Origin of the sequence: Seohaeicola nanhaiensis (genome assembly GCF_042654245.1) — a bacterium.
GTDB lineage: Bacteria > Pseudomonadota > Alphaproteobacteria > Rhodobacterales > Rhodobacteraceae > Seohaeicola_A > Seohaeicola_A nanhaiensis.
Window position 1 is genome coordinate 830,867 of the sequence record NZ_JBHSGI010000002.1, and the last position, 13,217, is coordinate 844,083.

12 protein-coding genes are annotated in these 13,217 nt (G+C 65.4%); 3 read left to right on the plus strand and 9 right to left on the minus strand.

Annotated features, from left to right (window positions below; all coding sequences use genetic code 11):
* Positions 1 to 2: 2 nt before the first annotated feature.
* From ACFO5X_RS04210 to ACFO5X_RS04220, 3 genes are read right to left on the minus strand one after another with little or no spacing between them, the layout of a single operon-like run.
* Positions 3 to 761, minus strand: coding sequence for an enoyl-CoA hydratase/isomerase family protein (locus ACFO5X_RS04210; protein WP_380715979.1), 759 nt, complete (start codon positions 759 to 761; stop codon positions 3 to 5).
* A complete protein-coding gene (locus ACFO5X_RS04215) occupies positions 758 to 1,348 on the minus strand; it encodes a cysteine dioxygenase family protein (protein ID WP_380715980.1) in 591 nt (196 codons plus the stop codon). The genes ACFO5X_RS04210 and ACFO5X_RS04215 overlap by 4 nt, the downstream gene beginning before the upstream one ends.
* Positions 1,349 to 1,362: 14 nt before the next feature.
* A complete protein-coding gene (locus ACFO5X_RS04220) occupies positions 1,363 to 2,553 on the minus strand; it encodes a CaiB/BaiF CoA transferase family protein (protein ID WP_380715981.1) in 1,191 nt (396 codons plus the stop codon).
* 279 nt (positions 2,554 to 2,832) lie between these two features.
* On the opposite strand from ACFO5X_RS04220, the gene ACFO5X_RS04225 reads away from it, so the two are divergent.
* Positions 2,833 to 3,594: an IclR family transcriptional regulator gene (locus ACFO5X_RS04225; RefSeq protein WP_380715983.1), complete on the plus strand. Its 762-nt coding sequence runs from the start codon at positions 2,833 to 2,835 to the stop codon at positions 3,592 to 3,594.
* A gap of 5 nt (positions 3,595 to 3,599) precedes the next feature.
* Here ACFO5X_RS04225 and ACFO5X_RS04230 read toward each other — a convergent pair whose 3' ends face one another.
* From ACFO5X_RS04230 to ACFO5X_RS04255, 6 genes are all read right to left on the minus strand, one after another.
* A complete protein-coding gene (locus tag ACFO5X_RS04230) occupies positions 3,600 to 4,361 on the minus strand; it encodes an ABC transporter ATP-binding protein (RefSeq protein WP_380715984.1) in 762 nt (253 codons plus the stop codon).
* Positions 4,358 to 5,206, minus strand: coding sequence for an ABC transporter ATP-binding protein (locus tag ACFO5X_RS04235; RefSeq protein ID WP_380715985.1), 849 nt, complete (start codon positions 5,204 to 5,206; stop codon positions 4,358 to 4,360). Before ACFO5X_RS04235 ends, ACFO5X_RS04230 begins: the two co-directional genes overlap by 4 nt.
* 9 nt (positions 5,207 to 5,215) lie before the next feature.
* The gene (locus ACFO5X_RS04240; protein ID WP_380715986.1) at positions 5,216 to 6,142 is read right to left on the minus strand and encodes an ABC transporter permease; all 927 of its coding nucleotides are present in this window, start codon (positions 6,140 to 6,142) and stop codon (positions 5,216 to 5,218) included.
* Positions 6,139 to 7,209 carry an ABC transporter permease gene (locus ACFO5X_RS04245; protein ID WP_380715987.1) on the minus strand — a complete coding sequence of 357 codons (1,071 nt, stop codon included), beginning with the start codon at positions 7,207 to 7,209 and terminating at the stop codon, positions 6,139 to 6,141. Before ACFO5X_RS04245 ends, ACFO5X_RS04240 begins: the two co-directional genes overlap by 4 nt.
* A complete protein-coding gene (locus tag ACFO5X_RS04250; RefSeq protein WP_380715988.1) occupies positions 7,206 to 8,795 on the minus strand; it encodes an ABC transporter substrate-binding protein in 1,590 nt (529 codons plus the stop codon). The genes ACFO5X_RS04245 and ACFO5X_RS04250 overlap by 4 nt, the downstream gene beginning before the upstream one ends.
* Positions 8,796 to 8,895: 100 nt before the next feature.
* Complete coding sequence (locus ACFO5X_RS04255) at positions 8,896 to 10,275, minus strand: aspartate aminotransferase family protein (RefSeq protein ID WP_380715989.1); 1,380 nt, start codon at positions 10,273 to 10,275, stop codon at positions 8,896 to 8,898.
* A gap of 259 nt (positions 10,276 to 10,534) precedes the next feature.
* Here ACFO5X_RS04255 and ACFO5X_RS04260 point away from each other — a divergent pair, with 259 nt between their 5' ends.
* Positions 10,535 to 11,572 (plus strand): histone deacetylase family protein, encoded by a 1,038-nt coding sequence (locus ACFO5X_RS04260; RefSeq protein WP_380715990.1) that lies wholly within the window; start codon positions 10,535 to 10,537, stop codon positions 11,570 to 11,572.
* 37 nt (positions 11,573 to 11,609) lie between these two features.
* Complete coding sequence (locus ACFO5X_RS04265) at positions 11,610 to 13,178, plus strand: ABC transporter substrate-binding protein (protein WP_380715991.1); 1,569 nt, start codon at positions 11,610 to 11,612, stop codon at positions 13,176 to 13,178.
* The last annotated feature ends 39 nt before the right edge of the window (positions 13,179 to 13,217 follow it).

The window sequence follows — 13,217 nt, forward strand, 5'->3', positions numbered from 1 at the left end:
CCTCAACTCTGCGCCGGAGCGGCGCTGGTCCTTGTCTTCAATCCGGCCCGATAGGCCATGATCCGGTCGCGCAGTCCGCGCGGCGCGGCCGAGCGCACGAGCCGCGCCAGGTCGCCGTCGGCATCCGCCGGGCCGGACAGCGCGGCGCGCAGCGCGCGACCGGTGATCGCCGGCAGGCGGGCGGCGCGTTGGGCCTCGGCGGCGATGGCCGCCGTCTCTGCGCCCGGTGCGATCACCTGCTGGACGAGGCCGAACGCCAGCGCTTCTTCGGCGGTGACCTGACGCCCGCCCAGCAGGATATCCGCCGCCGGACCGTCGCCGACGCGCGCGCCCAGGCGGCGGGTTCCAAGCACCAGTCCGAAATTCACACCCGGAAAGGCAAAGCTTGTCCCCTCGATGGCCACACGGCGCTGGCAGGCGACAAAAATGTCGGCCCCGGCGCCCATCGTGCGGCCTTTTGCAATGGCGAGAGTCGGGACGGGCAGCTGCCACAGGCGGTCGAGCATCATCTCGATGCGCACGAATCGGGCGAGCAAGTCGCCGTCGCTGCGCTCTTCCAGGTCGGCGAGGTCGAAACCGGTGCAGAAGTGCCGCCCCTCGCCGATGAGCACCAGCAGGGGCACATCGTCGTCCACGGCCTGCGCAAAGGCCGCGTCCAGGGCGTCGGCCAGATCCTCGGACAGGGCATTGCCCTTGTCGGCACGGTCCAGCGTCAGCAGCCGGTGCCCCTTGCCGTCCGAGACGCGCAGCGGTGCGGTCATCCGGCCATGCCCCAGATATTGGGCAGCGTGGCGTTGGAATAGCCGGAAATGAAGGTCGATTCCGTGCCGTCGGGGGCGAAGACATGGCGGCGCACCGCGCCGATATTTGCGCCGTAGACGTGGATCGAGATCGAGTCCCGGTCGATTTCAGCGTTGCTGACCTTGTGGATGTCGCCGACGCGCGGCGAGACGGCGACCACCTCGCCGGTCTTCAGCACCTCGTTGTCGGTCGGGGCCATGCGGCCGTCGCGCAGTTCGTAGCCGATGCTGCGTTCGGAACCGCGCAACTGGCCCACCAGGCCCCAGACGGTGTGGTCATGCACCGGGGTTTCCTGCCCCGGCCCCCAGACGAAGCTGACAACCGAGAAACGTTCCTGAGGGTCGCAGTAGAGCAGATGCTGCTGATAGCCCTGAGGGCGGCCCTGCGCGCTTGCGGCGGGCAGCCAGTCGTCGACCGCGACCAGCTCGCGCAGCAGGTCGGCGCCGTCACTGAGGATCAGCGCCTCGTCGCCATCGGCCCGCGAGACCAGCGCGCTGAGCTCGGACAGGAAATGCCGCAGCCGGCCGGTGTTCAGTTGTTCCGCCATGATATGTCCTCCGTTCAGCGCGCCGCTGCGGCGCGGTCCTTTTCCATCTCTTGCACCAGGTCCAGCACCGCCGCGCGGTCGCCGTCGAGGTCGGGCGGCCCGCGCCGGATCGTCGGGGCGCTCCCGTCGATGCGCAGTGGACTGGCGAAGGTCTGGGTCTCCTGACCGTTGGGCAGCCGCAGCGGCTGCACCCATTGCTGTTCGGCGACATGCGGGTCCGAGAGCACCTGGGAATAGGCGTTGATCGGCGAACACGGCACACCCTGGGCGGCCAGGCTGTCGAGCCAGTCGCGCGCCGGACGGGTGGCGAAGACCGCATTCAGGATCTGCTTGAGCGCCCTCTGGTTGGCGGCCCGGTCGCGTGTGGTCAGGAAGCGCGGGTCCTCGACGAGGTCCGAGCGGTCGACCACGTCGCAGACCGAGCACCAGAGCTTGTCGTTGCCGGCGGCGATCACGAAGTGGGTGTCGCTGGCCTGGAACGCCTCGTAGGGCGCGTTGCGCGGATGGGCGGCGCCCAGCTTCTGGGGGTCGCGGCCGCTGCCAAAGTATTCGCTGGTCTGCAGGGCGGCGATGCCCAGGCTGGCGCCCAGCATCGAGATGTCGACATGGCCGCCCTTGCCGGTCTCGCGCACGCGGGTCAGCATCGAGGAGATGGCGAAGGCCGCGTAGAGGCCGGTGGAGAAATCGGAGATCGGCACGCCGCATTTCACCGGGCCGCCGTCCTGTTCGCCGGTCACGCTCATGATGCCCGAGAAGGCCTGGATCGTGACGTCGAAGCCCCCGTCGCGGGCGCGCGGGCCGGTCTGGCCATATGCCGAAAGCGAGCAGTAGACGAGGTCGGGGCGGCTGTCGCGATAGCGGGCGGGGCCGAGGTTCAGGCGATCCATGACGCCGGGGCGGTTGTTCTCGATCACCACATGAGCGCGGCGGATCAGGCTGTCGGCGATGGCATGGCCCTCGGGCGATTTCAGATCCAGCGCGATGGACATCTTGTTGCGGTTCAGCGAGGCGAAGTTCTCGCTGAAGCCTTCGTTCAGCGGCGGCCATTGCCGCAGGGTGTCGCCGCCCGGCGGCTCGACCTTGATCACCTCGGCGCCCATGTCGGCCAGCAGCATTCCACAGAAGGGCCCGGCGGCCACGCTGCAGAACTCCACCACGGTCACGCCGGCGAGCGGGGCATCGAAGCTGTGTTCGGTTGCGCTCAAATCATCCTCCTCATACCCCAAGGGATAGTTCTAAATATTGAGATATGATACCTCTATATGGAATACTGTGAGCCATTGAGATTAAAGGTCAAGCAAGAAATCGGTTCGCCTCCTGCTGAGCTTGTGAACATTGGGGTAGACTGGGTTCCACACTTCGGAAATCGCGGTCGGGGCGGCGGAGCGGTGGCGGAGGTGATTCTTAAAAAATGGAATGGCATCCCAAATTGTGACACCATAAAGGTGCACCCCAACCCGAATCGCAGGCAGGGAAGAGACGGAATGGACAAGACATTGCTGAAAGGCCTTCAGGTCCTCGAACAGGTCGTAAGTGCCTCTGACCCCGTCAAATCCGCCCATATCGCGAATGAGCTCGGGCTGATGAAGAGCAACGCGCACCGGGTGCTGAAGACGCTCGAACACGCGGGTTATATCGTTCAGAACCCGAACACCAAGGAGTTCACCAGCAGTCTCAAGCTGTGGGAGATGGGGTCGCAGATCGTGAACCGGCTGGACCTGCGCAAATGCGCTTCGGTGCCGCTGCACGATCTGGCGCATGAGACCGGAGAGGCGGTGCACCTTTCGGTGCTGGACGGGACCGAAGTGATCTATATCGACAAGATCGACAGCCCGCAGCCGGTCGGGGCCTATACGCGCACCGGCGGGCGGGCGCCGGCCTATTGCGTGGCGACCGGGAAGGCTCTGCTGTCGGAACTGTCCGACGAGGCGCTGACGCCGATCCTGAAGAAGCTGGTCAAGCATTCGAACGTGACGATCACCGACCCCAAGGTCCTGCGGGCCGATCTGCTGGAGACCCGCACGCGCGGGTATTCGATCAACAAGGGCGAATGGCGGGAGTCCGTCTGGGGTCTGGCGGCGGTGATCCGCGACTCGCGCAATGAACCGATCGCGGCCGTCGGGGTGTCCGGCCCCGACTTTCGCCTCTCCGACCCGGAGCGCACGGCAGAGCTGGGCGAAGCGGTGAAGCGCTATGCCGGGACCATCTCGCGCGGGTTGGGCAACCGCGGGCCTTTCGCGTCCTGAAGCGGTCAGCGGTCGTGCAGGGCCGCCGCGGCCTCCATCCGCGCGGCCTGCAGCAGCTTGCGCGTGTAGGGGTCCCCGGCCTGGCCGGCGTGAAGCGCCTGCTGGGTGAGTTCCTCTTTCAGGAGACCGTTTTCCAGCACAATGACGCGGTTGCACATATGGGCGACCACGCCGAGATCGTGACCGACAAAGAGCATGGAGAAGCCGCTTTCGGCGTGCAGCTGCCGGAGCAGGTTCAGCACCTCGGCCTGCACCGAGACGTCCAGCGCCGAGGTCGGCTCGTCCAGCAGCAATACGCGCGGTTTGAGGATCAGGGCGCGGGCGATGGCGACGCGCTGGCGCTGTCCGCCCGAAAGCTGATGCGGAAAGCGGAAGCGGAAGGCGAGCGGAAGGCCGACCGCCGCCAGCGCCGCGCGCACCTTGTCTTCGCGCCCGCCGATGCCGTGGATGCGCAGCGGCTCTTCCAGGATGCGCCCGATGGTCTGGCGCGGATGCAGCGAGGCATAGGGATCCTGGAAGACCATCTGGACGGCGCCCGCGCGGGTCAGCCGGTCGGGGCTTGGCGGCATTCCATGGATCACGACGCGCCCGTCCGAAACCGGTTCGAGACCCATGATCGCGCGCAGGATCGTGCTTTTGCCCGACCCGGACTCGCCCACCAGGCCGACGCATTCGCCGGGGTGCACCGAGAAGGAGACGCCGCGCACGACGGTGGCCGCGCCGAAGCGGACGCTGAGGTTTTCTATGTCGACAGCTGCTGCGGTCATGACTTCCACGCCTCCTCTCGCTCCAGGGTCGGCAGCATGTCGACCGGATGGCCCAGCACCGGGCGGCAGCCGATCAGTCCCTGCGTATAGGCATGGCGCGCCGCGTGGAGATGGCGGGATTCCAACGTTTCCATCACCCGCCCGGCATACATCACCACGACCCGGTCGGTGTAGGAGGCGACGAGGTCGAGGTCGTGACTGATGAGCAGCAGGCCCATGCCACGGTCTTCGACCAGCTTCTGAATCTCTTCCAGCACGTCGGTGCGCACGGACATGTCCAGCGCCGAGGTCGGCTCGTCCGCGATCAGCAGGTCGGGCTGCGCGGCCAGCATCATCGCGATCATGATGCGCTGGCCCATTCCGCCCGATACCTCGTGCGGGTAGAGGTCGAAGACGCGCTGCGGCTCGCGGATGCTGACCGCTTCGAGCAAGTCCATGGCGCGTTCGCGCGCGGCGCGGCGACCCTCGCGGTGATGCAGGCGGCAGCTTTCGACGATCTGCTGGCCCGCCGTCATCAGCGGGTTGAGCGACTGGCGCGGGTCCTGGAGGATCATCGCGATCCGGCTGCCCCGCAGGCGTTCGAACCCCGGTTCGGACATGCCCCTGAGGTCGATTCCGTCGAAATCCATCCGGGTCGCCGCAACACTGGCGGATGCGGGCAGCAGGCCGATCAGGGCCCGCGCGCTGACCGATTTTCCCGAGCCGCTCTCGCCGACGATGGCGACGCGTTCGCGGCCCATCGTCAGGTTCAGGTCGTGCACCGCGGTCACCGGACCGCGATGGCCGGCGAACGTGATGGTCAGGTTGCGCAGGTCGACCAGCGGCCTGTCAGTGATGGCGGTCATGCGCCCTCCTCACGACTGGCGCGGGTCGAAGACATCGACCAGCCCGTCACCCAGGAAGTTGAAGCCGAGGCAGGTCACGAAGATCGCGGCACCGGGCAGCGTCGCGACCCACCACTGATCGATCAGGTAGTCGCGCCCGGTGGCGATCATCGAGCCCCATTCCGCGGTCGGCGGCTGCATCCCGAGACCGAGGAACCCGAGGCCGGCCGCGATCAGGATGATGCCGGCCATGTCGAGCGTCAGGCGCACGATGGCCGAGGGCATGCAGAGCGGCAGGATGTAGAGGCCGAGGATCCGCAGGGACGAGGCGCCCTGGCTGCGCGCCGCCTGGATGAACTCGCGCCGGCGGAAGGACAGCGTCTCGGCCCGTGCGAGGCGCGCGTAGGGGGGCCAGCCGGTCAGCGCCACGGCGATCACCGCGTTCTCGATCCCCGGACCGAGCACGGCGACGAAGGCGAGCGCGAGGACCAGACGGGGAAAGGCCATCACGATATCGGTGATCATCATCAGCGTGCGGTCGACCCAGCCGCCGAAATAGCCCGCGACGATACCGGCGGCGAGGCCTACCGGCCCGATCAGGATCGACACCAGGAACACGATGGTGAGCGTGACGCGGCTGCCGTAGACGATGCGCGAGAAGATATCCCGCCCCAGGTGGTCGGTGCCGAACCAATGCGCGGCAGAGGGCGGCAAGAGGCGCATCTCGAGGTCGGTGGCCAGCGGGTCGTGGGTGGCGATCCAGGGCGCCGCCGCCGCCGTGACCAGCAGCAGAAGCACGATCAGGAAGCCGCTTACGGCCAGCGGGTTGGCCATGAACCGGCGGGCGGAGAGATAGAGCTGCACCGCGCGGCCCTGAAACACACTTTCGGGCTGTTCGGCGGTGAGCCAGCCCCGCCACCCGGAGGCGGGGGAACGGCCGATATGTGCTGCGCTCATTTCGTCCTCGGGTCCAGGATGCTATAGAAGAAGTCGGTGGCCCGGTTCACGATCACGAAGCAGATGCCGATCACCAGGGTGCCGCCCAGCACGGCGTTCAGGTCGGCCGAGAATAGCGCCTGGGTGATGTAGAGACCGAGCCCCGGCCAGGCGAAGACGGTCTCGGTCAGCACCGCACCTTCGAGCAGATACATGAAGGTGAGCGAGACGACCGTCAGCACCGGCACCGCGACGTTGCCGAAGGCGTGGCGCCAGATCACCCGGCGCGCTGGGACGCCCTTGGCGCGGGCGGCGAGGATATATTCCTGCGACAGCTGCTCGATCATCAGCGAGCGCGTCATGCGGGCGATATAGGCCATCGAGAAATAGCCCAGGATCCCCGCCGGCAGGATCAGATGCGAGACCGCATTGCCGAAGGCGCTCCATTCCCCGGCGAGGACGGTATCGATCAGCACGAACCCCGTGCGCACGGGGACGGTGTATTGATAGACCATGTCGAGCCGCCCCGGCCCGGCCACGAGGTCGAGCTTGGCGTAGAACACCAGCAGGCCGACGAGACCGATCCAGAAGACCGGCACCGAATAGCCGACCAGCGAGACGATGCGGATCAGGTGATCGGCCGGACGGCCCTGGCGCACGGCGGCGGTGACGCCCAGCGGCAGTCCGAGCAGCGTCCCGATCAGCGTGGCCACGATGGCCATCTCCATCGTCGCGGGGAAGACCCGCAGCGTGTCGTCGAGCACGGACTGGCCGGTCATGTTGGACACGCCGAAGTCACCAAGCACGACCTTGGAGAGGTAATCGACGTATTGCACCAGCAGGGGCTTGTCGATGCCGAGGGCCTCGCGCGCGGCCTGATAGGCCTCGGGCGTGGCGCGGTCGCCGACCATTACCAGAACCGGGTCGATCGGGATGACCCGCGCGATCATGAAGGTCACAAGCGTCAGGCCCAGCAGGGTCAGCACCAGGCTGATCACAAAGCGCGCCATGGCCCGTCCGCGACGATGGATGGCGCCGAGCTCGTGCACGGCGCCTCCGGTGTCTCCGGTCGCGGAAGCGGTCGTCACTTGGTGATCCTGCGGAACACGTAGGTGTCGAAGGCGGGGCCCGAGATCCAGCCTTCGACGTTGGCGCGCATCGCCACCGGCTCGACCTGCTGGAACATCACCGCCATCGGGCTGTTGTGGCGCAGCGCGTTCTGGATGTCGGCGTAGAGCGGTATCCGCTTGTCGGTATCACGCTCGCGCATGGCCTGCTCGGCCATCGCCTGCACGTCCTTATCCTGCCATCCGTTGCGCCAGGCCGCGGTCTTGACGCTGCTTTCGGCCGAATTGTCCGGATTGCTCACGAAGAAGTCGATGGTCGAATGCGGATCGCCATAGTCGGGCGACCAGACCATCAGCACCATTTCGTGATTGCGCGCGCGATATTTGGTCAGCGTCTGCTTGCGGTCGCCGGCAATGATGTCGAGCGTGACGCCCGCCTTGGCGAAATCGGCCTGCATCGCCTCGGCAATGTCGCGGAAGGGCGAAGCGGCGAAGATGTCGATCGAGATCTTCAGACCATCCGCATAGCCTGCTTCGGCCAGGAGCGCCTTGGCCTTTTCGGGGTCGAAGGAATAGGGCATGTCGTCGAGCGCGGCGAAGCTGCCGCTGGAGAGCACCGACTGGTGCGCCTTGTACTGCCGCTGCAGCAGTTTGTCCGCGATCCCCTCGTAATCGACAAGCCAGCGCATCGCCTCGATCACCTGGGGTTTCTGGAACATCTCCTTGGTGGTGTTCATGCCGAGGTAGAGCACGGTGCTCTTGGGATCGAGTTCGATCTTGATGTCGTTGTTGGCGCTGAGCGCTTCGAGCTGATCCGAGCCGAGGTTGCGGGCGATGTCGATGTCGCCCTTTTCGAGCATCAGGCGCTGCGTGGTGCCTTCGGGCACGTGACGGATGATGATCCGCTTCATGTCGGGGGCACCCTGGAAGTAGGACGCGTTGCTTTCCAGCACGATCACTTCGTTGGCCTTCCAGTCACGCAGCACGAAGGCGCCGGCGCCGGCGGAATTCGTGCGCAGCCAGTCGTGGCCCAGGTCGCCGTCCTTCTCGTGCGCCATGACCTCGGTCTTGTCGACCACCGAGCCGACGCCGGCCGAGAGCGCGTTCAGCACCAGCGTCGGCGCCATCGGTTCGGCGATCTTGATAATCAGGGTCGAAGGGTCCGGCGCCGTGACCATCTCGGCCACATTCTCCGGAGTCCAGCCGAACTGGGTCAGGATGAAGGCCGGGCTTTTGTTCAGCGTGACCACGCGCTGCAGCGAAAAGGCGGCGTCGTCGGCGGTGACGGGATTGCCCGAGGCGAAGGCCAGATCGGGACGCATCTTGAAGGTCAGCGTCATGCCGTCCTCGGAGACCTCCCAGCTTTCGGCCGCGCCGCCGACCAGCTTGGTCTGGTCGTCCTCGTCACGGGCGACAAGCCGCAGGTAGACGTTGTTGCTGACCTCGCCGCTGACGAATTCAAAGACCTCGGCGGGGTCGAAGGAAATCACCCCGTCGATTGCCTGCGCCACCATCAGCGTATCCGGCGGCGTCTCTGCCTGTGCGAAGGGCGCGGCGAGCGCCAGGGCGGCGGCAAGCACGAGCCCCTTGAATCGGTAATGTTTCACGTAATCCTCCTCTTGTATTCTGTGCCGGAACAGGTCCCGGCACCCCCTCCCATGGGTCGGCCCGCCTGGGCAAAGCCGGCCCCGGCGGACAGACCCGTTTTCAGACCGTCTCGGCCGAGAACTCGCGCGCGACGAAGTCGAGGCCGTCCTCCACGGCATCGAACAGGACGTCGATCTGATCCTTGGTGATGATCAGCGGCGGGCAGAAGGCCACTGCGTCGCGCAGGGCGCGCACGATGACGCCGTTGCGCTGCAGATGCAGCTGGAACGCCGGGCCGACACCCCGGGCCGGCGCGAAGGGCGCGCGGCTGGTCTTGTCGGCCACCAGTTCGATTGCGCCGATCAGACCGATGCCGCGGGCGTGGCCCACGTTCGGCCGGTCGGCCAGCGCGGCGAGGCGCGCCTGGAAATGCGGCGCGACCTCGGCGACATGGCCCACGATATCGCGTTCCTCGTAGATCTTCAGCGTCTCGAGCGCGACGGCCGCGCAGACCGGGTGCCCGGCATAGGTCACGCCATGGGCGAAGACGCCGTGCTTGCGGCTTTCCTCGACCATCGCGTTGTAGATTTCGCCGCTGATCAGCGTGGCCGAAATCGGCAGGTAGGACGAGGACAGGGCCTTGGCGACCGTCATGATGTCGGGCTTCATCCCGAAGGTCTCGCAGCCGAACATCTTGCCGGTGCGGCCAAAGCCGGTGATGACCTCGTCGGCGATCAGCAGGATGTCGTATTTCTTGAGGATCTTCTGGACCCGCTCGTAATAGCCCTTCGGCGGGACGATCACCCCGCCCGAGCCGCTGACCGGTTCGGCGATCAGCGCGGCGACGGTTTCCGGCCCCTCGGCGATGATCTGCGCCTCGAGGCTTTCGGCCAGGCGCTCGGCGAAGGCCTCTTCGGTCTCGCCGGGGTTGGCGTGGTGATAGTGGCTGGGGCAATCGGCGTGGATGATATTGCGGATCGGCAGGTCGAAGTCGGCATGGTTCCCCGGCAGACCGGTGAGGCTGCCCGAGGCGACGGTCACGCCATGATAGCCGCGCCAGCGCGAGATGATCTTTTTCTTCTCGGGGCGGCCCTTCTGGTTGTTGTAGTACCAGACCAGTTTCACCGCCTGGTCGTTGGCCTCGGACCCGGAATTCGCGAAGAGCACCTTTTCGAGGCCCTCGGGCGCGATCGAGAGCAATTTTTCAGCAAGGTCGATCGAGGGTTCGGTCGAGCGGTGATTGAACAGGTGGTAGTAGGGAAGCTTGCGGATCTGCGCGTTGGCCGCGTCGGCCAGGCGTTCTTCGCTGAAGCCGAGCGAGGTGGACCAGAGGCCGGCCATGCCTTCGAGATAGCGGTTGCCCTGGTCGTCCTCCACGTAGCAGCCATCGCCTTTGACAATGGTCAGCAGGCGGCTCTCGGTGTCGTAGGACAGGTTTGAATAGGGGTGAACCAGCGTTCTGGCGTCCCGTTCCGCATTTGAGTTCCGCAGCGTGTTCATCTGACTTTCCTTTCCTTGGTCCGGCTGCATTCCGCGCTCAGGATGCGGCACACAGTATTCCACATATTAGAATGCAATACTTTTATTTGATATCAGTTGAAGCCGAATCTTGTGACCTGTCAAGCCGGGTCTTTTCGGTCTTCGCGCTTGACAAATTAATGATTCGGGCACGAGTATCATAAATCTCGATACACAATACCATTATTTGGAATGCGCTCGAGGGGATCCGCGAGCGGAAATCACGGAGAAGGCCCGCACGATGTTGACCGTCTATTCCGACCTGCACGAAGGTCATGCCCCCCAAACGATCGCGATCCGTGGCATGATCGTCGGCAACCTGGAACTGCCGTCGCGCGCGCTCAATCTGGCCACCGCCGCGCGCGCCGCGGGCTGCGACATGCAGGCGCCGCGCGACTTCGGCGAGGAGGCGATCCTTGCCGTGCATACGGCGCCCTATCTTGAGTTCCTCAAGACCGCCTATGACCGCTGGAAGAAGGCTTTCGGCGAGGACCGCGCCGGCCCCTATGCCTGCGCCCATGCCTCGCCGACCCGTTATCCGGCGCGGGTTCCGTCTTCGATTCAGGCGCAGGTGGGCTATTATCTGTCCGGCGGGTCCGCCCCCATCGATGCCGGCACCTGGGCGGCCGCCCGCGACGCCGCCATGTGCGCGCTGGATGTAGCGGACCGGGTTTCGGAGGGGCTGCGCGAAGGCTATGCGATCTGCCGCCCGCCGGGGCATCATGCCTATGCCGACCTTGCCGGCGGGTTCTGCTATCTGAATAACGCGGCCATCGCCGCCCGGCTGCTGGCCGACCGTCAGGGCCGCACCGCCGTGCTCGACATCGACGTCCACCACGGCAACGGCACGCAGGACATCTTCTATCGCGACGGCAACGTGCTGTTCGCCTCGATCCATGCCGACACCAACGAGGTTTTCCCATTCTACGTCGGTTATGCCGACGAGACCGGCGAGGGCGAGGGCAAGGGCACCAATCTCAACCTGCCGCTGCCGCGGCGGTCGAAGGACAAGGTCTTTCTGGACGCGCTGGATACCGCGTTGGACCGGATCACGGCCTTTGGCGCGCCCTCGCTGGTGTTGTCGCTGGGCTTTGATGCCTACGAGAACGACCCGCAGCAGGAGATGGCCGTCAGCACCGAGGGCTTCCGCGAGGCGGCGCGCCGGATTGCCGCCCTGGGTCTGCCGACGGCGATCATCCAGGAGGGCGGCTATTGCGTCGACGATCTGGGCAAGAACCTCACCGCATTCCTCGACGGTTTCCAGACCGGCCGGGGATGACAAAAACTGCACAAATGACAACAGGAGAGATTTACCGATGAAACATCTGGCAACCGCGGCGCTGCTGGCGCTGACGACGGCCTTTGCCGCTCATGCGGACGAGCCGCAGAAGGGCGGTACGCTGAACATGGTGGTGCAGCCCGAACCGCCGACCGTGATGCTGGGGCTGAACCGGCTGGGGCCGGTGTCGTTTGTCGGCAGCAAGATGTATGAGGGCCTGATCACCTTCGCGCCCGACATGACGCCGCAGCCGCTGCTGGCGAAGTCCTGGGAGATCTCGGAAGACGGGCTGACCTATACCTTCCACCTGCGCGAGGGCGTCAAGTGGCATGACGGCGAACCCTTCACCAGCGCCGACGTGATCTATTCCTTCTCGGATTTCCTGCCCCAGGCCTTTTCGCGCACCAAGCGCGTGATGTCCTTTGTCGAAGAGATGACGGCTCCGGACGACTACACGGTCGTGTTCAAGCTGAAGGAACCCTATGCGGCCTTCCTGATCATCTTCGAGGTGACCGGCGGGACGATGGTGCCCAAGCACATCTACGAGGGCACCGACATCTTCAAGAACCCGGCCAACGAGCATCCGATCGGCACCGGGCCGTTCAAGTTCGATGAATGGAGCAAGGGCAGCCATATCCACCTGGTCCGCAACGACGACTACTGGCAGGACGGCAAGCCCTATCTGGACGATCTCTACTTCCGCATCATCCCTGACGCCAACAGCCGTGCCATCGCCTTCGAGCAGGGGCAGGTCGACCTGCTGCGCGGCGGCGATGTCGAGAACTTCGAAGTCGAGCGGCTGAGCGCGGCGGATGGTGTCGAGGTGACGGAAAAGGGCTGGGAATTCTACGACCCGCTGGCGATCATCAACATCAACACGCGCAATGCGCCGCTGGACAACGTGAAGGTGCGGCAGGCCATTTCCTATGCGCTGGACCGGCAGTTCATGATCGACGCGGTCTTTGGCGGGTTCGGCAAGCCGGCCTACGGCCCGATGACCGAGCGGACCCCCTACTATGACGCCTCGGTGCTGACCGACTACAGCTTTGATCTGGACAAGGCCAAAGCGCTGATGGCCGACTCCGGCGTCGCCGGGCAGGACGGTGTCTATGCCACGCTCGACCTGATGCCCCTGCCCTATGGCGAGACCTGGCAGCGGCAGGCGGAATACATCCGCCAGCAACTGAAGGAAATCGGCATCGAGACCAATGTGGTTTCGGTCGACGTTCCGGGCTGGGTCGAACGGACCACCTCGGGCAAGTTCGATATCACCACAAACTTCATCTACCTGCTGGGCGATCCGGCCATGGGCGTGGCCCAGACCTATCAGTCGGACAACCAGCTGGGTCGCGGGACTGCGGCCAACGTGGACGGATACGAGAACCCCGAGATCGACCGCATCTTCGCGGAAGCCGGCAAGACGCTGGATCCGGCCAAGCGCCAGGCGCTGTACTCCCAGGCGCAGGAAATCCTGTCGCGTGACGCGCCGGTGATCTGGTCGCACGAGATGTCCTATCCGACGGTCTATCGCGGCAAGATCAAGAACCTGATCACCACGGCACCGGGGCTTAACGAGACCTTCGCGGATGTCTGGATCGCCAAGTAACACCGACAGACCAGTCAAAAGAGACGCGGCGCCAGGGGT